The sequence below is a fragment of the Pseudomonas sp. 28 E 9 genome (assembly GCF_900004785.1).
GTDB lineage: Bacteria > Pseudomonadota > Gammaproteobacteria > Pseudomonadales > Pseudomonadaceae > Aquipseudomonas > Aquipseudomonas orientalis_A.
Map to the genome: position 1 here is coordinate 195,822 of NZ_CVTK01000043.1, position 19,171 is coordinate 214,992.

A 19,171-nucleotide genomic window follows, 5' to 3' on the forward strand; every position below is an offset into this window, starting at 1 on the left:
AAATGCCAGCCGTAAGCTTCTTGTCGCGAAGCTCGGCCGCACTTTGACGGGGATGCATACCCTGGGGCGCTGCAAATCAGAATCATGCCAAACTCGACACCTTAGCGTGGCGATTTATGTGTTGGTTTAACAGCAGACCTATGCCGCTTAAGACGATGAAACTCAGTGCCAGGGTAATTTGCAAGTTGTTGGTGCTGAGGTTGACTAGGGCACTGATCAATCCGCCTGAGATAAAAATTAGAGTATTGCCTGCCGAGGCCGAGGCACCAGCGTTATCCGGGAATAGCTCCATAGCTTTGGACGTGGCTGCAGGCCGCGTTATGGTAGTGCCTGCTGTACAGATAATCATTGGGACCAGCATGGTGAAGACGGACAGGCCAAATTGGCTCCGTAATAGAAGCATCACTAACCCCGCAACGAAAATCAGTAATAGTCCTATAACAATTTGTGTACCCGCCTCCAGATGCTTATTCATTACGCCTGCAAGGACACCGCCAGTCACATAGGCTGCTCCGTACAATAACAGCGTCTGAGAAAACTCATAGCTACTTAGTTGCAACTGCTCCATGAATATTAGGGGCGATATGACGATGAATGAGAAATGGCAAGCAAAAACAATTGCAGCGATTAGCCAGTAGGCCACGAAACTGAAGTTACTGCAGATTCGCCGGTAGGCTCTCAAGATACTGATACGCGGCCCCGTGTTATTGATAGGCAGGTTTTCCAGCGATACCAGAGCCTTCACGAATACCAAAGCGGCAATCACTGCGAAGACATAGAAACTACCTTGCCAATCCATCAGCTCCTGCAACAAGCTTCCGGCCAGGGGGGAGACCGAAATGAAGATTCCACTGGCCGTTACCATGAGAATTCGTAAACGATCCCGCTCTTTGCCGATAAATAGATCCTGAACCAATGCCTGGGACAGTACGAAACAGCCACACCCTACTGCCTGGATCACACGGAATAGCAAAAAATACTCATAGTTCGTGGCCCATACGCAACCCAAGGCGCCAGCCATGGATACTGCCATGCCAGCCAGTAACAACGTTTTACGGCCGAGTATGTCCGACAAAGGGCCAATCAGTAGCTGAGATAACGAGATACCGATGGCAAAGAAGCTGATCGACAAGGCGATCTCGGACGTTGTGGTGCTGAAGTGCTGCGATAACGAAGGAAACGAAGGCAGAAGCACGTCCACCGGAAACACGCCCAGCATGACCATCGCCATCAGTAGTACGGTGGCACCGACTTTCCTGGCCTTGACAACGGAATGATCCTTTATTTCAAGCATCAATGAGTCCTGATTGGCTGAATAATTCCCGATGAGCTTGCAACTCAAAGAAACCGGCGCGCGTCATCGCTTGAAGCGTGCCCATGGCAATAGAGCGTGCTCGCTGTGTGCGTACATCCAGTGCCTGTAGTGCTTGGACTATCCTGGTGGCTTCGAACAAAGGGATGCCGACGCTCGTTAGGCTAGCGCTCAACCAAGGCTCGTCCACTTCAGCAAAGATAAAAATAATTTTAATCAATAGGCTCGCGGAGTGTTCTTGCTGGACAAGGGATAACTTCGGCCATAGGTAATGGAACACTTCGGAAAAATAGCGACTATGTCGGGCTTCATCTTCCAGATGCTCTCGAAACATCTGATATACCGTGGAGATTAGCGTGTCACCGGTTATGCTCAATAACTCCTTGGCGATGATAGTTTCAGAGACAAAGCCGAAAAAAAACCAAGCCAGTGGACGATGTTCGTCCAAAGTCGCGTCCATCAACTCGAGTAGCAGAGTGATACGTTTAGGTGGATCCTCCCAGGTTGGCATGTCATAAAAATGCGCCACCTGTTCCGCGATCTTAAAGGAGAAAAGGGCGTGATAACCCTCGTCAGTGTAAAGCTGCAAGGCTGTAAGTTTCATCGCTTGAGGCAAATTAATTCCCAGCTCTTCATGAATGAGGGTCTCAACCGAGCGGTTAACGATCTTATGCTCCAGGAGCGTCGTATATCGGAGAAAATAGACTAGATGATTCGCAGCCAATCGATGCTGGATATGCTCACCCGACTTCTGGATAGTGTTGTCGTTGAAGTATGGAATAAAGGCTGGAGGAAACCATTTCCTGGTCTGTAATTGCAGAAGAATCTCCGCATCAGCTGGAAGCAAGAAGGTACTATTCTTACTGCGTACGGCCGAACGGTTGTCCCAATCACCCAGTGTATATTGGCGGATCTCGTTAGATGCAAAGACGAATGTATTTGTAACTGACATTATTACCCTCGCTCTCGACTCTCTATCAAGGCCCTGAGTTCCTTGCATTGCACCTGCCCATCGCCATAACCGCCGCCTACGAAGAACAGCGGTTGTTCTGCAGACTCTTCCAAGCCTAATAACAGCTCTACTCGCTCATCACTCAACGCGCCAGTCAACCAGGTAGCCAACCCTAGCGCAGTTGCAACGAGCTGAAAGGTTTGAGAGATATGTCCGGCTTCGACGTAAGCCATGCGGTAGGCACGCGAGTGCTCGTATTTCCACCATAATTTGTCAAAACGTGACGTTATGAACAGTCCCATAGGAAGTTCGTTGATAAAGTGTTGTCCGGCGAGCAGTAATCCCAAAGGCTCGTTGGGAAGCGGGTGAACTTGCCTTAAAGCATGAAGGTCTGGGTGGTAGTAATAGATACCGGGCTCCAGCCCCAATATCCTGGCAGCATAGACGTAGCCTTCGCATGCATTCAGCCCGCCACCGGAAGGGCTGCTGCGTCTCGCCCTGAGTGTTTCAGGAATTGTGTCGTCGGCTCCGGCTTCGCGCTCTTTGAGGTAACCTAAGGACAGGTAGAGCAGTGAGCTTAAGTCGTCCAGAGTAACGGCCTGGTCTGAAAACGAACGCGACGTTTTTCGGTCGAGCAGAGTGGTTGTAAGGGGGCTAGTTTGCTTTTCCGAATTGGGTGCCGGTAGCGAGATCAACCCCTCATGGGAGTGCTTGGCAAAACGGTCTATCGGTGCAGGGGTATCAAGGACTTGTTCACAGTGATCTAAGTATAGAGAAGCCCACTCGTGAATGTCGTTCGGTAGTTGTTCGATGGGCAGATTTTTAGTCCCAATATGAAAAATTTTCGAAAGATCGTCCCACCCCCATTCATTCTGCGGGGATATATCTGTGAGTAACAGTCCGGCGGCGAGAAATGCCGCATCCATTTCGCTTGTACTATCGAATCTAGAAGGATCTTCAACAAGCTGTATAAAACGAGTGGAATAAGCTAAGTCAAGTTCAAACTGAGTGTGATTTTTGTAATCCCAAATGACGATGAACGGTGTGCGAGCCAGCATGAAAACATTCGGATTTATTAGCATTTTTTAACTCTGCGCCAGGTTAATGATGAGACTGGGTAGCCGGCACTCCCCAGCTCATCAACTACTCAGCTCAGCAATCAGCGGGATTTGGCCGCTGCGAGGCAAGCCAAGTTAGCGATTTTTTTCGATTCCAGAGAAATAGATTTCATAGGTATTACTCCTAATTTTGAGTGAGTGTCACTTTTCTAAGTGACGTTGAAAGGCTAGCCCAAAAGAAAATTAAGTAAAATTAAAAAACCAAGATCAAATGTAAGACATCGTTTCTGGCATGTAGGAGATTACCGATTATCTATATTTTGCCGTGGCCGATGAGCACATCAACCTGCTCTGCCATGGCGCAAAAGTGAAGGGTCAGAAACGGAGAATCCCACCATATGCAATCCTCGGTGAGGTAGGCCTCACGTTAACTGCGCTGCTCACGCTGGCCGTAACGCTACAGCTGTGAAAGAAATCCCATGAGCGGTTCATCCATGTTCTTGTCGATGCAACCTAAGGCGTGTGAGTTTTTCGCGAGCAAGAGCTAGGCGCCCCCCTCGCTCCTACAAAAAGCCTTAACTGAACTGGCATTAGGGCAAGCCCCTCCCACAGTTTGATCTTCATTGGTTTTGAGACAGGGGGTGGCTCAGGTCCACCAGTAGCGCACGAGGTGGAAGAAAATCGGCGCTGCAAAGCATACCGAGTCCAGCCTATCCAGCATGCCGCCGTGCCCTTCGATCATGTGTCCCCAGTCTTTAACCCCGCGATCGCGCTTGATCGCCGACATCACAATCCCGCCGGCAAAGCCCAGCAGGTTGATCAGCAGCGCGATCAGGAACGACTGCCAGGGATTGAACGGCGTGGTCCACCACAGCGCTGCACCGATCAGCGATGACAGCAGGATGCCGCCGACAAAACCTTCCACGGTTTTCGACGGCGAGAGGTTGGGCGCGATCTTGTGTTTGCCGAACAGCTTGCCGCACACGTACTGCAGCACGTCGGACAGTTGCACCACGATCACCAGGTAGGCAATCAGCAGCAGGTTGCGGCCTTCATAGCCGGGGATGTCCAGCGTCAGCAGCGCCGGGACGAACGACACGCAGAACACCGCGATCATCAGGCCCCATTGCACCTTCGATGCGCGCTCAAGGAAGTGGGTACTGTCGCCGCCCAGGGAGGCGAGGATCGGCAGCAGCAGGAATACGTAGACCGGGATGAAGATCGAGAACAGTCCGTACCAATCGGCGTAGATCAGCACGTACTGCAGCGGCAGGGCCAGGTAGAACGCCGCTACCAGGGCCGGGTAGTCGCTGCGCCGGGTCGGCGTGAGGGTAAGGAATTCGCGCAGGGCGTAGAACGACACCGCGTAGAACAGCAGGATCACCGCGCCGGTGCCGAGCCAGAAGGCAATACCGATCACGACCACCATCACCCACCAGGCGTTGATGCGCGCGTTGAGGTTGTCGATCACCGCATTGGGATTGCCACGGGTGCGCAGCTTGAGGATCAGGCCGATCAGCGAGGCGGTGACCAGGATCGCGCCGATCCCGCCGAATAACATCAGGGTTTGGCTATCCATCTCAGGAGTGCTCCGGGGCGAGGGCGAGCAGGGCGTCGCGGGTGCGGGCAAGGAACGCGGTTTTGTCTTCGCCTTCTTCCAATTGCAGGGGAGCGCCGAAGCTGGTTGTGCATAACAGCGGTAATGGCAGGACACGCCCCTTGGGCATCACGCGGTTGAGGTTGGCTATCCACACCGGGATCAACTCAGCCTGTGGGTAACTGTTTGCCAAGTGATACAAGCCGCTTTTGAACGGCAGCAGGCCGTCTTCCAGATTGCGCGTACCTTCAGGAAAGATGATCAGCGAGTCGCCGCCTTCCAGCGCAGCGAGCATTGGTTGCAGCGGGTTATCCACAGGGTCCTTGCGCTCGCGATCAATCAGTACGCCGTTGAACACGCGGTTGATGATGTAGCGGCGCAGCGCGCTTTTATTCCAGTAGTCGCTGCCGGCCACAGGGCGGGTGAATTTGCGCAGGTTCTGCGGCAGCGACGCCCATACCAGCACGAAGTCGCCGTGGCTGCTGTGATTGGCGAAATAAATGCGTTGCACCGGCACCGGCGCGCAACCCAGCCACAGGCTGCGAGCGCCCGTGACGGTGCGGGCCATGGAGGTAATCAGTGTGGCGACCACGGGTTCGAACATGGGAACTCCTTATCCGGCGAAAGGTAGCCAAGGGCTGGCAAGTATCACGCCCAGGGTCAGCAGCACTTGCGCGCCAAGCAGCCAGGCCTGTTTGCGCAGCAATTTGAGTGCACCACGACGGCGTTCGGTCCAGGGCCTGCCGGCGCGCTCGGCCGATTGCAGGCCAAGGGTTTGCAGGGCTTGGTCAAGGTCGGCGGTGCGCTGAGTGTCGCGGGCCAGCAGGGCGAACAAATCGGCGTCGAACGCGACGCGCAGCGCCCAGTATTTCTGTAGAAGCCCCAGGATGATCATCCACAAGGCCAGCAGCAGGCAGATCGTCGAAACGCTCGCCATCAGCAACTGGGCCAGACCGAACAGCACACCGACCACTGTCAGGCCTGTGGATAACTGGTCCAGCGAACGGCCACGCCGCAGCAGGCTGGCAACTACGTGCAGTTCCATGTCAGCGGGCATGGGGCAAACCCTCCAAAGCCAAGCGATGTGCAGGATGCAGAACCACACGGGTGCGTGCTGTACGAATAATAGCCAGCGCCTGATCGATCGTCGCCGCGCGCCCGCTGTGCAACAGCCAGGCAGCGATGGCCGTTGCGCTGCGCGAGTAGCCCAGGGCGCAGCACACCAGCAGCGGCCCGTCCGAGCGCAAGCGTTCGATGGCCTGGGCGGCTTGCAGGCATTCGGCGGAGGTTGGCGCAATCAGGTCCAGAACGGGGATGCATTGGTAGCGCCGGCCTTGTGGATCAATCGGCAGTTCGGCGCAGAGATCGACGATGGCCTTGAATGGCTGTTGCTCGCCGGCCGCTGGAATCCGGCCCAGCCAGACGTTATCCACAATCGGTTCAGGCTGTGGATGGCCACGTGTCCACAGCCGCGAATTGATCCAGGCAGCCCCCAGGTAAGGGGCATACAGCCAACGCGCGGCTGGGGTCAGCTGGCCATTGCTGCGTTTCTGAAAGCCCTCGGCACCCAGCAGCCAGTAGTTGGTCGCGACCAAACCCAGCGATACTGCCGGCCACAGCAGCCATAGCCCCCAACCGCCGAAGGCCAGCGCGAGCAGCATCAGCGCCAGCGCGCCAAGGGCGTAGCGCGCACCCAGCCAACCGCGTTTAGGGTCGCGTGTCAGTCGGGCATTGCGCAGAGGGTTGGGATGTTCCAGCGGCCATAGCCACACGCACAACCAGCCGGCGAGGGCGCCTGTGGGTAAGTCGATAAAGTGATGTTGATAAGTGGTCAGTACGGAAATACCGATCAGTGCAAACCAGCCGTGCACCGCCCAGCGCCAGAAACCCTGGGTATGCCGCTGGTACACCACCCACAGGATCACCAGCAGCGCGATATGCAGTGAGGGCGCCTGGTTGAAGGGTTTGTCGAAGCCCGCCAGCACCGCAAACAACCAGCCGAACACGCCATCCAGTTCCGGTCGTTCGAAGGTGAAGCGCAGCGGCCAGATCAGGAAGCAACTGACGGCAATCACCTGGGCCGTCAGCAGGCGCAGGGCATGTTGCCTGAGTTCGTGGCGGGTGCTCGGCAGCAACAGGGAGAAACCGTAGAGCAGGTCGATGGACCAATAAGGCACGATGGTCCAGGCCCAGAACGGCATGTGGGTTTCCCAGCCGAACACCAGCGTGCCCACATCGCTGCGCTGGGTGGTGACCCAGGTGGCGAGGCCGTAGGTGCTGAAAAACAGCGGTGCCAACAGCAGCAGCCAGAGAAGCGCTGGTTTGAACAAGCCGGGTTCGCGCATGCTCAGATCTTCTGCGCCAGGGACACGGTGAAAATGCCCCATTCATCCACACGCTGAGTGATCTTGCGAAAGCCCGCAGCCTCCACCAGTTGGTCCATTTCCGCCTGGCTGCGCCGACGCATCACCCAGGCCTGGCCCTGGCGGTGACTGGTCAAGGCGCGGGCGATCAGTTCCAGCTGCGGGTGCCACGGTTGGCCGGTATAGACCAGATAACCGCCGGGCTCCACCGCTTCGGCGAGGCCCGCCAACGAACCGCCGACCATCGCGTTATCGGCAAACAACTCATATAACCCGGACACCACCGCCAACGTCGGCTTGGGCGCCAGCGCCGCCAGGCTCGCCCGGTCAAACGCATCGCCTTTGATGAACTGGGCAATGTCTCCCAGGCCTTTTTCACGGATCAGCGCACTGCCGTCGCGCACGTTGATGTCGCTGTAGTCGCGCAGCAGGATCGATTCCGGCAGCGGCGCTACACCCTGCAACGCTTCCAGGATGTAACGCCCGTGGCCGGCGGCGATATCGACGATACGCACGTCGCGCTCGTCCGCACGCAACCGGGCCATGGCCAGGCGCAGCAGCTCTTCGACATTCAGCTTGCGTTGACGAATACCGCGCCAGCCGATGGAGTTCAGGTAGTTGGTGTCGATCATCCGCCCCAGCGCGCCTTTGCCGGTGGGCGTGTTGCGGTACACGTAATCCAGGGTGCTGCCGGAATCGAAGCCGGTGTCGAAACCCAGTTTCACCCCGTCCGACAGGTTCTTGCCCAGGCCCATGCTGGCGCGCGTCATGCGCCAGTACAGATCGCGCAGGGAATTGCGCGGCAGCGGTGCGGCGAGGGCTTCGGATTCGGCGCAGGTGGCGCCCAGTTTGTCGGCGTCCAGCAGGCTGGCGCGGTCCAGCGGTTGCGTGAAGTTTTGCAGGATAAAGCGCCTGGCGCTGTTGACGGCCGTGGCGCGGTCACGTTCACCGAGGGTGTCGTGGAAGAAACCGGGCAGCACATGCAGCTCTTTTTTCAGGCTGCCCAGACGCTCGAAAAACTGCTGCTGGGGTTTGCGGTGCACCACGAAGTCGGAGCCGGAGATCAGCAATTGGGTCGGCACCTGAATGGCCTGGGCGTCGGCTACAACCCGGTCGGCCGCTTCGTACAGGCCCAGCAGCACGTTCACCGAAATGGCCTTGGTGATCAGTGGATCGCTGTCGTAGGACGCCACACGCTGCGGGTCATGGCTGAGGAACTTGGCCTTGACGTAGCTGTTGACGAAAAAGTTGCCGCGAAACTTGCGCATCAGTGCCAGGCCCGGGCGGGCGAAAGGCACGTACAGCTTGACCTTGAAGGCAGGGGAGGCGAGTACCAGGGCGCGGATCCTGGGTGCGTAGTCATGCACCCAGGTGGCCGCGATCACCGCGCCGACGCTTTGGGCGACAACGGCAAGGTTTTCCTCGTCGATACCGTAGGTGGCGCCTATGTGGTCGCAGAAGGTTTGTACGTCGCGGGCGCTGGTGGCAAAGCTGGGGCAGTCACCGCGCTCGCCGGGGGATTGGCCGTGGCCACGGGCGTCCCAGGCGAAGAAGTCAAAGTCGGGCAGGCCCAGTTCGTCCACCAGGTGCGCGATTCGACCTGAGTGCTCATGACCGCGATGGAACAACACAATGGCCTTGCGCGGCCCGGCGTCTGCCGCAGCCGGCCAGTGCCGGTAAAAAAGCTCGACGCCGTCATGGGTGCTGAAGATGTGCTGTTGCTGTTCGCGCATCGCAAAAATCCTTATGCAATCGGTGAGGTGGCTGATTGTTCCTTGAGGCCCTGACGCACCCGGTTGACCAGGGTGTAGGCGAGTAGGGCGGCGACCAGCCACATCACCGTGTCGACCCACCCGGCGCCGAGCCAGCCCAGCGCCACGCCGGTGGCCAGCACGCCGAGTACGAACGCCCGGTCACTCTTGCCCATCGGCCCGTCATAGCGGCGCGATGCGCCCACCATCGGCCCCAGCACGCCGGCGTATTCGCTGAATACCGCGAGCAACGTCACCAGCAGCACGGGCGCCAGGCCCACGCCGGGGAGCAGCGCAAACGGCAGGATCAACGCGCTGTCGGCGATCACATCGCACAGTTCATTGAGGTAGGCGCCCAGGCGTGATTGCTGGCCGAATTCCCGCGCGAGCATGCCGTCGATGGCGTTCAGGGCCATGCGCACGATCATCCACAGCGGGATCAGCGCAAACAGCCACAGATGCTGGGCGAAGCTGGCGATCAGCAGGCCCACCAGCACGGAAATGACGCCGGCCAGTACGGTGATCTGGTTGGCGGTGGTGCCGTTGTCATACAGGCGTTGCACGAGGGGGCGCAGCAGGTTTTGAAAGCGCGGTTTGAGCTGATAAATGGAGATCATGGGGGGTGATGCTTCCTTGTCCGTGGACCCGCGAAAAACTGTTCTGGAGTGTGCCGATTAATTCTGGCACGCACCAGCTATGTCTCGTGTTTATGGGGGGTTAGTCACGGTCTGGAGAACGCGCAGGTTCAAATGTGGGAGGGGGCTTGCCCCCGATGGCGGTGTGTCAGCTACCACATGCATTAACAGACCCATGGTCATCGGGGGCAAGCCCCCTCCCACAAGGATTGGCGGCGTGGCTAAAAGCGAACAAAAATTTCACGCCCTGTGTTATATTGTAACGAATTATGTACAAGCGGGCGTTGAGTGGATGCAAGTGGATCTAGAAGCTGACGGCGCTTCGGTTGAAGGCCTGCCGCGCTTTCAGCAAGGGGTGTTCCATGCCCGTCGATTGAGGCAAGCCGGCATCAGCCTGACGGCCGTGGCCGTCACCGGTTGGGTATTGGCGCTGTTTGTCGCGCTGTTTGCACCGGTATCGATCTGGCCGGTGGTGCTGATCAATTGCTCATCGGCGCTGTTGGTGCTGGTCGCCGGGCTGCAGTCGGCGTGGTGGGTCGCCGATTGGCGGGCCCAGGCGCTGGAAGAGCCGGCGGTTGATGCGCCGGTTACAGAAACCGGCCGCTATGCTCGCCTGGTTGAGCGCGTCAGCGATCAGATTGGCGCGCCGGTGTTGTGGTTGTGCGGTTGGTCATTGTTGGCGCTGATCAGCATCATCGAATTCTGGAACCTGACGCTACCCGCCGCAGCCGTCGGTCAGTCCGCCAGCATCGGCGCGGCGCTGGGGTTGGCGCTGGCGTTCGGTTTGCTGGTGTTCGAGCGGCGCCTGGCCCAGCAAACACCTGCGCAGTGGCCTGAAGCCTCAGCCCTGGCGCAACTATGCCGCGTGGCGATCGGGTGCCTGTTGGTCAGCTCGATTTGCTTGCTGTTCGCCGGTGCCGAGTCGGTGTGGCCGTTGCGCCTGGCAGTGCTGATCGGCCTGCTGCCCGCGCTGGTGGCGCTGGAGTTTCTGCTGCGCGGCGTGCTGTCGCTGTTCAGCCCGCGCCAGCCGCGCCTCGAACCGCGCCTGATCGCGCAGAGCTTTGTCGCAGGCCTGCTGCGCTGGCCACCGCAACCCTTGCTGGCGTTGCAGCATGAACTGCATAACCGCTTCGGCATCGACCTGCGCCAGATTTGGGCGTTTACCTACATGCGCCGCGCGTTCCTGCCGGTGCTGCTGGTGGTGCTCGCGGTAGGCTGGGCGCTGACGGGCGTGCATGAAGTGCCTTTGCAGGGCCGTGGAATCTATGAGCGTTTCGGCAAACCGGTAGAGGTGTTCGGCCCGGGCCTGCACGCCGGGTTGCCCTGGCCGCTGGGCCGCGTGTTGAACGTAGAGAACGGCGTGGTGCATGAGCTGGCGACCAGCGTCAGCGAAACGGCCGCACCCGAGTTGGCCAGCGCCGAAGGTCCGGCGCCGCTGATCGCCAACCGCCTGTGGGACGCCAGCCATGTGAATGACAAATCCCAGGTCATCGCCAGCAGCAGCGGCGACAAGCAGAGCTTCCAGATCGTCAATATGGACGTGCGGTTCGTCTATCGCATCGGCCTGACGGACCAGGCGGCGCTGGCCGCCACCTACCACAGCGCCGATGTCCCGACCCTGATTCGCAGCACCGCCAGCCGGATCCTGGTGCATGAGTTCGCCTCGCGCACCCTCGACGAATTGCTCGGCGAACAACGCACCAGCCTGGCCGACGAGATCGGTCGCAGCGTGCAAGCGGACCTGAACGCACTCGACAGTGGTGTGGAAATTCTCGCCACCGTCGTTGAAGCGATCCACCCACCGGCCGGCGCCGCCAACGCCTACCATGGCGTGCAAGCCGCGCAGATCGGCGCGCAGGCATTGATCGCGCGCGAGCGCGGCGCGGCCAGCGAGCAGGCCAACCAGGCGTTGCTGCAGGCCAGCACGGCCCGCGACCGAGCCCAGGCCACCGCCCGCGAAGTGAATGCCGGTGCCCAGGCGGCGAACCTGCGCTTTGTTGCCGAACAAAAGGCCTATGCCACGGCGGGCCGAGCCTTCGTGCTGGAGCAGTACCTGGGCCAGCTCAGCCAGGGCCTGGCCCACGCCAAACTGCTTATTCTGGATCATCGCCTGGGCGCCGACAGCGCGCCGACGATCGATCTGCGTTCTTTTACCTTGCCGGCCGATCCCTCGGTGCCGCGTAAAGCCGTTCAATAAGGAGTCTGTCTGTTGAGCGCTCATTCCCACGATCACGGTCATCATCACGGCCATCACCACCATCACCATCACGGCGATGAACAGGCGGCCGGACCTTTTCCCTGGCGACGCATGGCCTGGGCGGCAGTGCTTGTGCTGTTCGCCATCGCCGCGGCGAGCCTGGTGCAGGTGCGTTCCGGCGAGGCCTCGGTGATTACCCGGTTCGGCAACCCGGTGCGGGTGCTGCTGGAACCGGGCCTGGGCTGGCGCTGGCCGGCGCCGTTTGAAGCGGCGATTCCGGTGGACCTGCGCCTGCGTACCACCTCCAGCGGGTTGCAGGATGTGGGCACTCGCGATGGCTTGCGCATCATCGTGCAAGCCTACGTGGCGTGGCAGGTGCAGGGCGATACCGACAATGTGCAGCGCTTCATGCGTGCGGTGCAGAACCAGCCGGACGAAGCGGCGCGGCAGATCCGTACCTTCGTCGGCTCGGCGCTGGAGACCACGGCAGCCAGTTTTGACCTGTCCAGCCTGATCAACACCGACGCCAGCCAGGTACGCATTGCCGAGTTCGAAGCCCAACTGCGCCGGCAGATCGATCAACAATTGCTCGCCACCTATGGCGTCCGCGTGGCCCAGGTCGGCATCGAGCGGCTGACCTTGCCGTCAGTGACCCTCACCGCCACGGTCGACCGCATGCGCGCCGAACGTGAAACCATCGCCACCGAACGCACTGCCGTGGGCAAGCGCGAGGCGGCGCAGATCCGCTCGGCGGCCGAGCGTGATGCGCGGATCGTGCAAGCCGAGGCCACGGTCAAGGCCGCTGATATCGAAGCGCAATCGCGGGTCGAGGCGGCGCAGATCTACGGACGTGCCTACGCGGGCAACCCGCAGCTGTACAACCTGCTGCGCTCGCTGGATACCCTGGGTACGGTGGTGACGCCAAGTACCAGGATCATTCTGCGTACCGATGCCGCGCCGTTCCGCGCGTTGGTGGATGGACCGAAGGATGTTCAGCCATGAGTGAGCGTGACAGCCCGCACAGCCCCTGGATCCAGGCCGGGCGCCTGACGTTCCTGGCGCTGTACGCAGTCACCGTATTGGCGGCGTTGGCCTGGGCGTTTTCCAATGTGCGCCAGATCGACCCGCAGAACCGCGCCATGGTGCTGCACTTCGGTACCCTCGACCGTATTCAGAACGCCGGGCTGCTGCTGGCATGGCCGCAACCGTTCGAGCAGGTGGTGTTGCTGCCGGCGGCGGACCGGGTGATCGAGCGTCGGGTGGAGAACCTGTTGCGTTCGGATGCGGCGGTGCAGGCGGACCGCGTGGCCAGTTTCGCCACACCCTTGAGCGATACGCTGGCCGGCTCCGGCTATCTGCTGACCGGTGATGCCGGGATCGTGCAACTGGATGTGCGAGCCTTCTACAAGGTCACCGAACCCTATGCCTTTGTATTGCAGGGCGAGCATGTGCTGCCCGCGCTGGACCGCCTGGTGACGCGCAGCGCGGTTGCCCTGGCGGCGGCGCGGGACCTGGACACTATCTTAGTGGCGCGCCCTGAATTGATCGGCACTGACAACGGCGCCGCCGAGCGCCGCGAACGGCTGCGCGGTGATTTGGTGCAAGGCATCAATCAGCGTCTGGCGCAGTTGACCGCCAGCGGCTTGGGGCTGGGTATCGAAGTGACCCGGGTCGATGTGCAATCGAGCCTGCCGGGCCCGGCGGTGAACGCGTTCAACGCGGTACTCACGGCCAGCCAGCAAGCCGACAAAGCGGTGGCCAACGCGCACACCGATGCGCAAAAGCTCACCCAGACCGCCAACCAGGAGGCTGATCGCCAGGTGCAGGTCGCCCATGCCCAGGCCAGTGAACGTCTGGCCAATGCCCAGGCGCAGACCGCCACCGTCGCCGGTTTGGCGCAAGTGAAAGACCCGGGCTTGTTGCTGCGCCTGTACCGTGAACGCTTGCCGAAGATTCTCGGCCAGGCCGGCTCGGTGACCACGGTCGATCCCAAAGACGACGCCCGTTTGATCCTCCAGGGAGCCGAGCAATGAGCGCATCCATGCTGACCACTGCCGAACAGCGCAGCGCCGCCCGGCAATTGACCCTGGCCATGCTGGCCCTGGGTTTATTGCTGCTGGGCCTGGTATGGCGCTGGCTGGCGGCGGACCAGAGCGGGGTCAGCCAGCTGTTGCTCGGTGTTGCCTCGCTGCTGGTGGCCGTGCCGGTCATGCGTTCGGCCTGGTACAGCCTGCGCTACCCGAGCCTGCATGGCATCACCGACCAATTGATCGCGCTGGCGATGATGGGCGCGTGGGCCACGGGCGATCTGCTGACCGCTGCCTTGCTGCCGATCATCATGATTTTCGGGCATGTACTCGAAGAGCGCAGCGTGATCGGTTCCCAGGAAGCGATCCATGCGCTGGGCAAGCTCACCCGCAGCCATGCACGCCGGGTGCAGGCTGACGGCAGCATCGTGGAAGTGGACAACGCCACGCTGAACAGCGGTGATGTGGTTGAAGTGCGCGCCGGCGACCGCGTGCCGGCCGATGGCGTGGTGCTGTCGGGCCAGGCCAGCCTGGACACCGCACCGATCACCGGTGAATCGGTGCCCTTGGAGGCCAGTGTGGGCGTACAGGTGTTCGGCGGGGCGATCAATCTGGACGGCCTGCTGCGCCTTGAAGTGACGCGCACGGGCAATGAGTCGACCCTGGGCAAGGTCATTGCGCTGATGCAGAACGCCGAGCGGGCCAAGCCGCCGATCACGCGGTTGCTGGAGCGCTATGCCGGTAGCTACATGGTGTTGGTACTGTTGCTGGCGGCGGTCACTTGGTTTGTCACCCACGACGCCCAGGCGATGCTGGCCGTGCTGGTGGCGGCGTGTCCGTGTGCATTGGTGTTGTCAGCGCCGGCGACCGCGATTGCCGGGATCGCGGTCGCCGCACGCCATGGCATCCTGATTCGCAGCTCGGCGTTTCTGGAAGAGCTGGCGGACCTCACTTCGCTGGTCGTCGACAAGACCGGCACCCTGACCTTTGGCACTTTACGCCTGCAGTCCATCCAAACCGCTTCGACCGATCGCCAGGCGTTGCTCAACCTGGCGGCCAGCCTCGGTTCGGCCAGCAGCCATCCGGTCAGCCGTGCGCTGGCGGGGTTGGCGACGCAGGAGCAACTGTTGGCGCTGAGCGATATTCGCGAGCGCCAGGGGCTCGGCGTGGTTGCGCACACGGAACAGGGCGAAGCGGCGCTGGGCCGCCCCGAACTGTTCGAGCAACTGAATATCGTCACCACCTCGGTGCCTGAGCACGACGGCCCGATTGCCGGGCTGGCGCTGAACGGGCAATTCCTGGCCTGGCTGCTGCTGGCCGACAGCGTCAAACCGGAGGCGCGTCAGGCCTTGCAGGAACTGCGCGAGCTGGGACTGGGTCGCCAACTGCTGCTCACCGGTGACCGCCAGAGCGTGGCCGACAGCCTCGCCGTGAGTGTGGGCATCAGTGAGGTCCAGGCCCAGGCGTTACCGGAAGACAAACTCAACCGGGTGCTGGGAGAGATCGTCAGCGGTTTCCGGCCGATGGTGGTGGGGGATGGGATCAACGATTCCCTTGCACTGAAAGCCGGTGTGGTCGGCGTGGCGATGGGCGCGGGCGGTGCCGATATTGCGCTGGCCTCGGCCGACGTGGTGCTGATCGGCAGCGACCTGCGCCGCCTCGGTACCTGTGTGCGTTTGAGCCGCCAATGCCGACGCACCTTGCAGGTCAACGTGATCATCGGCCTGGGCTGGACGCTGGCCATCGTGGTGTTCGCCGCCTTCGGCTGGCTGGGCGCCGCCGGGGCCATGATTGCCGCCGTGCTGCATAACCTCAGCACCTTGCTGGTACTCGGTAACGCCGGGCGCTTGCTGCGCTTTCAGGAGCCGTTGCTGAAGCTCGACGAATAATTTTTACAAATCTTTGTACAGGGCTGTAACGCGCAAAGGGCGCCTCACTCTAGTGGTGTGTCGAGACTGGGCAATCCGTCCAGACCGACACCATCACCTGAGGACTACACAATGAATATCAAACACGCCGTTTCCGGTGCTGCCCTGGCGATCGCTGCCGCTTCCCTGTTTGCCGGCGTCGCCACCCAGGTACAGGCCGCCGATGCTCCGGTTCATTGCTACGGCGTCACTTCCTGCAAAGGCATGAACGACTGCAAAACCGCTGAAAACGCCTGCAAAGGCCAGGCGGTCTGCAAGGGCCACGGCTTCAAGGCCATGACCCAGGCCGAATGCGACAAGGCCGGTGGCAAAGTCGGCGAGTAACCGACACGCGAGTGCGACCGCAGCGGACACCGCGCCGCTGCGGACACTTCCAGGAGCGCATGATGGTCAGTTCATTCCCCTCCCTGGGTTACGGCCTGGGTTTACGCAACGAATACTATGAACAGATCCTGGCCCAATCCCCTGCGGTGGATTGGTTCGAAGTGATCTCCGAGAACTACCTGGTGCAGGGCGGCAAAGCCTTGTACTACCTGGACGCGATAGCCGAGCGCTATCCCCTGGTGATGCACGGTGTGTCCCTGTCGATCGGTGGCCCCCATGCCATCGATACCGAATACCTCAAGCACATCCGGCAGCTTGCCGCGCGCATCCAGCCGGCGTGGATTTCCGATCACCTGTGCTGGAGCCGCGGCAGCGCCCACCAGTTGCATGACCTGCTGCCCCTGCCTTACACCGAGGAAAGCCTGTACCACGTGGCCAGTCGCGTGCGTCAGGTGCAAGACGTGCTGCAACGCCCGTTGGTGCTGGAAAACGTCTCCAGCTACGTACGCTCCAAGGCAGATGAATTCACCGAGTGGCAATTTCTCAATGCGTTGACGCACCTGACCGGATGCCAACTGCTGCTCGACGTGAACAATGTGTACGTCAGCTCGCGCAACCACGGGTTCGATGCCTGGGAATTCATTCGCAACCTGCCGCCCGAGAGCATTCGCCAACTGCACCTGGCGGGGCATGTGGATTACGGCGACTACGTGGTCGATACCCATGATCACCCGGTGTGCGACCCGGTGTGGGCGCTCTATCAGCGCACCCTGGAACATCTGGGGCCGGTGTCGACGCTGCTGGAACGCGACGATCATTTTCCGCCCTTCGAGGCGTTGCTGGCTGAATTGAGCAAGGCCCGGGAACTGGGGGCCACCGCTTTGGCCAGGGGTGGGCTATGCGCCTGATCGATTGGCAACTGGCCTTCGAGGCGCATCTGTTGTCTGAAACGTCCACCGCCGCCAGTGGCTTTTCTGCCACCCTGCTCGGCGGCCCGACGCTGGATGTAGACACGGGCCTGGCGATTTATCACAACGCTTACCTGTCGCGCTTACAGGAAGTGTTACGTCATGACTTCGCCGCCATCCGCTACTGGCTGGGTGATGAAGAGTTTGCCGCATTGAGCCAGGCGTATGTTCGGCGCTACCCGTCGGACCATTACAGCCTGCGTTGGCTGGGTGAGCGCTTTGCAGTGTTTATTCTTGAGCATCTGGTGGCCGAACAAAGTAATCCCCTTGCCGAACTGGCGCAGTTGGAATGGGCGTTCACCCTGGCCTTCGATGCGCCTGCGGGCGAGCCGCTGACCCTCGACCATATGGCGCAACTGACGCCCGAGGACTGGCCGCACTTGCGCGTATCGCTGGCACCTTCAGTGCAACACGTGCTGTGCCGTTTCAATACAGTGGCGATCTGGCGGGCCAACAAAAATGAATCGGACTTTCCCGGCAGCCAGGCGCTGGACGTGGCACAGGTGTGCCTGGTGTGGCGTCACCGCAACCTGTGTCAGTACCGCAGCCTGGAGCCGGATGAGGCCCGTGCCCTGGCAGGCATGACGACCACCGGCTGGAACTTTTCAGAACTGTGCACCGAGTTGGCAGTCACTTATGGAGAGGGTGCGCCACTGCAAGCGGCCACGTGGTTGAAACAGTGGATCCAGGACGGGTTGCTCGAACGTCGGGCTTCATAGCAGGCAGTTATTTAATCGATAGCTTCCTACTTTATTTGGGATGGTCTACCCTCACTCCAGACGTCTGAAACAAGGGGGGGACTACTCATGCTCGCGCAACTTCCACCGGCCTTACAGAATCTTCAGCTACCGCTGCGTCTGCGACTCTGGGACGGCCATGAATTCAACCTGGGCCCTGAGCCCAGTGTGACCATTGTGGTGAAGGACCCTACGGTCGTCACACAGTTGACCCATCCCACGCTCGATTCACTGGGCGAAGCCTTCGTCGAGGGCAAGCTGGACCTGGAAGGCTCCATTGCCGAGGTGATCAGGGTATGTGACGAATTGAGTCACGCCTTGATCGACGACGACGACGGACCTCGCCCGGTGCGCTCGATCCACGACAAGGCAACCGACGCGGCGGCCATCTCCTACCACTACGACCTGTCCAACGAGTTCTACCAGCTATGGCTGGACCAGGACATGGCGTATTCCTGCGGTTATTTCGAAACCGGCAGCGAGTCCATTGACCAGGCCCAGCAAGACAAATTTCGCCACCTGTGCCGCAAATTGCGCTTGCAGCCGGGTGAATACCTGCTCGATGTGGGGTGTGGCTGGGGCGGGCTGGCGCGGTTTGCGGCGCGGGAATTCGGCGTCAAGGTGTTCGGGATTACCTTGAGCAAGGAACAACTGGCCCTGGCCAGAGAGCGGGTCAGGGCCGAAGGCCTTGAAGAGCAGGTCGACCTGCAGTTGCTCGACTATCGCGACCTGCCTCAGGATGGCCGTTTCGACAAGGTGGTGAGCGTGGGCATGTTTGAACATGTCGGCCACGCGAACCTGGCGCAATACTGCCGGATTCTGCACGGCGCCGTGCGCGAAGGTGGCCTGGTGATGAACCATGGCATTACCGCCAAGCATACCGACGGTCGTCCCGTAGGCCGTGGCGCCGGGGAGTTCATCGAGCGCTATGTCTTCCCCAATGGCGAGTTGCCGCACCTGGCGATGATGACGGCCGAAATCAGCGAAGTCGGGTTGGAAGTGGTGGATGTCGAAAGTCTGCGCCTGCACTACGCCCGCACGCTGGACCACTGGAGCGAGCGCCTGGAGGACAACCTCGAAGCGGCGGCGAAGAGGGTGCCGGAGCACGCCTTGCGTATCTGGCGCCTGTACCTGGCCGGTTGCGCCTATGCGTTTGCGCGGGGCTGGATCAACCTGCATCAGATCCTGGCGGTGAAACCCCATGCCGATGGCAGCCATGAACTGCCGTGGACGCGGGAAGATATCTACCGCTGAATGTGGGAGGGGGGCTTTTTGTAGGAGCGAGCTTGCTCGCGAAAAACTCACAGGCACCGCGTTCATTC

General features: G+C 60.5%; 17 protein-coding genes. 8 read left to right on the forward strand and 9 right to left on the reverse strand.

The features are described from left to right. Window positions 1-82: 82 nt before the first annotated feature. The 9 genes from BFQ00_RS12160 to BFQ00_RS12200 all read right to left on the reverse strand — a co-directional run bounded on the left by BFQ00_RS12160 (window position 83) and on the right by BFQ00_RS12200 (window position 9,650). Window positions 83-1,294 carry a multidrug effflux MFS transporter gene (locus BFQ00_RS12160; RefSeq protein WP_065933646.1) on the reverse strand — a complete coding sequence of 404 codons (1,212 nt, stop codon included), beginning with the start codon at window positions 1,292-1,294 and terminating at the stop codon, window positions 83-85. Beyond that, complete coding sequence (locus BFQ00_RS12165) at window positions 1,287-2,264, reverse strand: diiron oxygenase (protein WP_065933647.1); 978 nt, start codon at window positions 2,262-2,264, stop codon at window positions 1,287-1,289. The genes BFQ00_RS12160 and BFQ00_RS12165 overlap by 8 nt, the downstream gene beginning before the upstream one ends. Window positions 2,265-2,266: 2 nt before the next feature. Continuing rightward, window positions 2,267-3,346 (reverse strand): SagB/ThcOx family dehydrogenase, encoded by a 1,080-nt coding sequence (locus BFQ00_RS12170; RefSeq protein WP_057726031.1) that lies wholly within the window; start codon window positions 3,344-3,346, stop codon window positions 2,267-2,269. A 622-nt stretch (window positions 3,347-3,968) separates the two neighbouring features. Continuing rightward, complete coding sequence (locus tag BFQ00_RS12175) at window positions 3,969-4,901, reverse strand: phosphatidate cytidylyltransferase (protein WP_065933648.1); 933 nt, start codon at window positions 4,899-4,901, stop codon at window positions 3,969-3,971. A gap of 1 nt (window position 4,902) precedes the next feature. Next, the gene (locus tag BFQ00_RS12180) at window positions 4,903-5,523 is read right to left on the reverse strand and encodes a lysophospholipid acyltransferase family protein (protein ID WP_065886684.1); all 621 of its coding nucleotides are present in this window, start codon (window positions 5,521-5,523) and stop codon (window positions 4,903-4,905) included. Between the two features lie 9 nt (window positions 5,524-5,532). Beyond that, complete coding sequence (locus tag BFQ00_RS12185) at window positions 5,533-5,976, reverse strand: hypothetical protein (RefSeq protein ID WP_065933649.1); 444 nt, start codon at window positions 5,974-5,976, stop codon at window positions 5,533-5,535. Beyond that, window positions 5,966-7,264, reverse strand: coding sequence for a phosphatase PAP2/dual specificity phosphatase family protein (locus tag BFQ00_RS12190; RefSeq protein ID WP_065933650.1), 1,299 nt, complete (start codon window positions 7,262-7,264; stop codon window positions 5,966-5,968). The genes BFQ00_RS12185 and BFQ00_RS12190 overlap by 11 nt, the downstream gene beginning before the upstream one ends. Before the next feature lie 2 nt (window positions 7,265-7,266). Next, entirely contained in the window at window positions 7,267-9,015 is a 1,749-nt protein-coding gene (locus BFQ00_RS12195) for a bifunctional alpha/beta hydrolase/class I SAM-dependent methyltransferase (RefSeq protein ID WP_065933651.1), read from the reverse strand. Window positions 9,016-9,026: 11 nt separating this feature from the next. Further along, window positions 9,027-9,650 (reverse strand): CDP-alcohol phosphatidyltransferase family protein, encoded by a 624-nt coding sequence (locus tag BFQ00_RS12200; RefSeq protein ID WP_065933652.1) that lies wholly within the window; start codon window positions 9,648-9,650, stop codon window positions 9,027-9,029. A 310-nt stretch (window positions 9,651-9,960) separates the two neighbouring features. Here BFQ00_RS12200 and hflK point away from each other — a divergent pair, with 310 nt between their 5' ends. The 8 genes from hflK (at window position 9,961) to cfaB (ending at window position 19,103) form a co-directional block, all read left to right on the forward strand. Then, window positions 9,961-11,865 (forward strand): protease modulator HflK, encoded by a 1,905-nt coding sequence (hflK, locus tag BFQ00_RS12205; RefSeq protein WP_065933712.1) that lies wholly within the window; start codon window positions 9,961-9,963, stop codon window positions 11,863-11,865. A 12-nt stretch (window positions 11,866-11,877) separates the two neighbouring features. Further along, window positions 11,878-12,867, forward strand: a complete 990-nt coding sequence (gene hflC / locus BFQ00_RS12210; RefSeq protein ID WP_065933653.1) for a protease modulator HflC — start codon at window positions 11,878-11,880, stop codon at window positions 12,865-12,867. Further along, window positions 12,864-13,898: an SPFH domain-containing protein gene (locus tag BFQ00_RS12215; RefSeq protein WP_065933654.1), complete on the forward strand. Its 1,035-nt coding sequence runs from the start codon at window positions 12,864-12,866 to the stop codon at window positions 13,896-13,898. Before hflC ends, BFQ00_RS12215 begins: the two co-directional genes overlap by 4 nt. After that, window positions 13,895-15,781 (forward strand): cation-translocating P-type ATPase, encoded by a 1,887-nt coding sequence (locus BFQ00_RS12220; protein ID WP_065933655.1) that lies wholly within the window; start codon window positions 13,895-13,897, stop codon window positions 15,779-15,781. The genes BFQ00_RS12215 and BFQ00_RS12220 overlap by 4 nt, the downstream gene beginning before the upstream one ends. Window positions 15,782-15,892: 111 nt before the next feature. Beyond that, window positions 15,893-16,144, forward strand: a complete 252-nt coding sequence (locus tag BFQ00_RS12225) for a BufA2 family periplasmic bufferin-type metallophore (RefSeq protein ID WP_065886676.1) — start codon at window positions 15,893-15,895, stop codon at window positions 16,142-16,144. Between the two features lie 62 nt (window positions 16,145-16,206). Further along, window positions 16,207-17,052, forward strand: coding sequence for an MNIO family bufferin maturase (locus BFQ00_RS12230; RefSeq protein ID WP_065933656.1), 846 nt, complete (start codon window positions 16,207-16,209; stop codon window positions 17,050-17,052). Beyond that, window positions 17,043-17,831 carry an HvfC/BufC N-terminal domain-containing protein gene (locus BFQ00_RS12235; RefSeq protein ID WP_065933657.1) on the forward strand — a complete coding sequence of 263 codons (789 nt, stop codon included), beginning with the start codon at window positions 17,043-17,045 and terminating at the stop codon, window positions 17,829-17,831. Before BFQ00_RS12230 ends, BFQ00_RS12235 begins: the two co-directional genes overlap by 10 nt. 87 nt (window positions 17,832-17,918) lie before the next feature. Further along, the gene (cfaB, locus tag BFQ00_RS12240) at window positions 17,919-19,103 is read left to right on the forward strand and encodes a C17 cyclopropane fatty acid synthase CfaB (protein ID WP_065933658.1); all 1,185 of its coding nucleotides are present in this window, start codon (window positions 17,919-17,921) and stop codon (window positions 19,101-19,103) included. Window positions 19,104-19,171 lie beyond the last annotated feature (68 nt).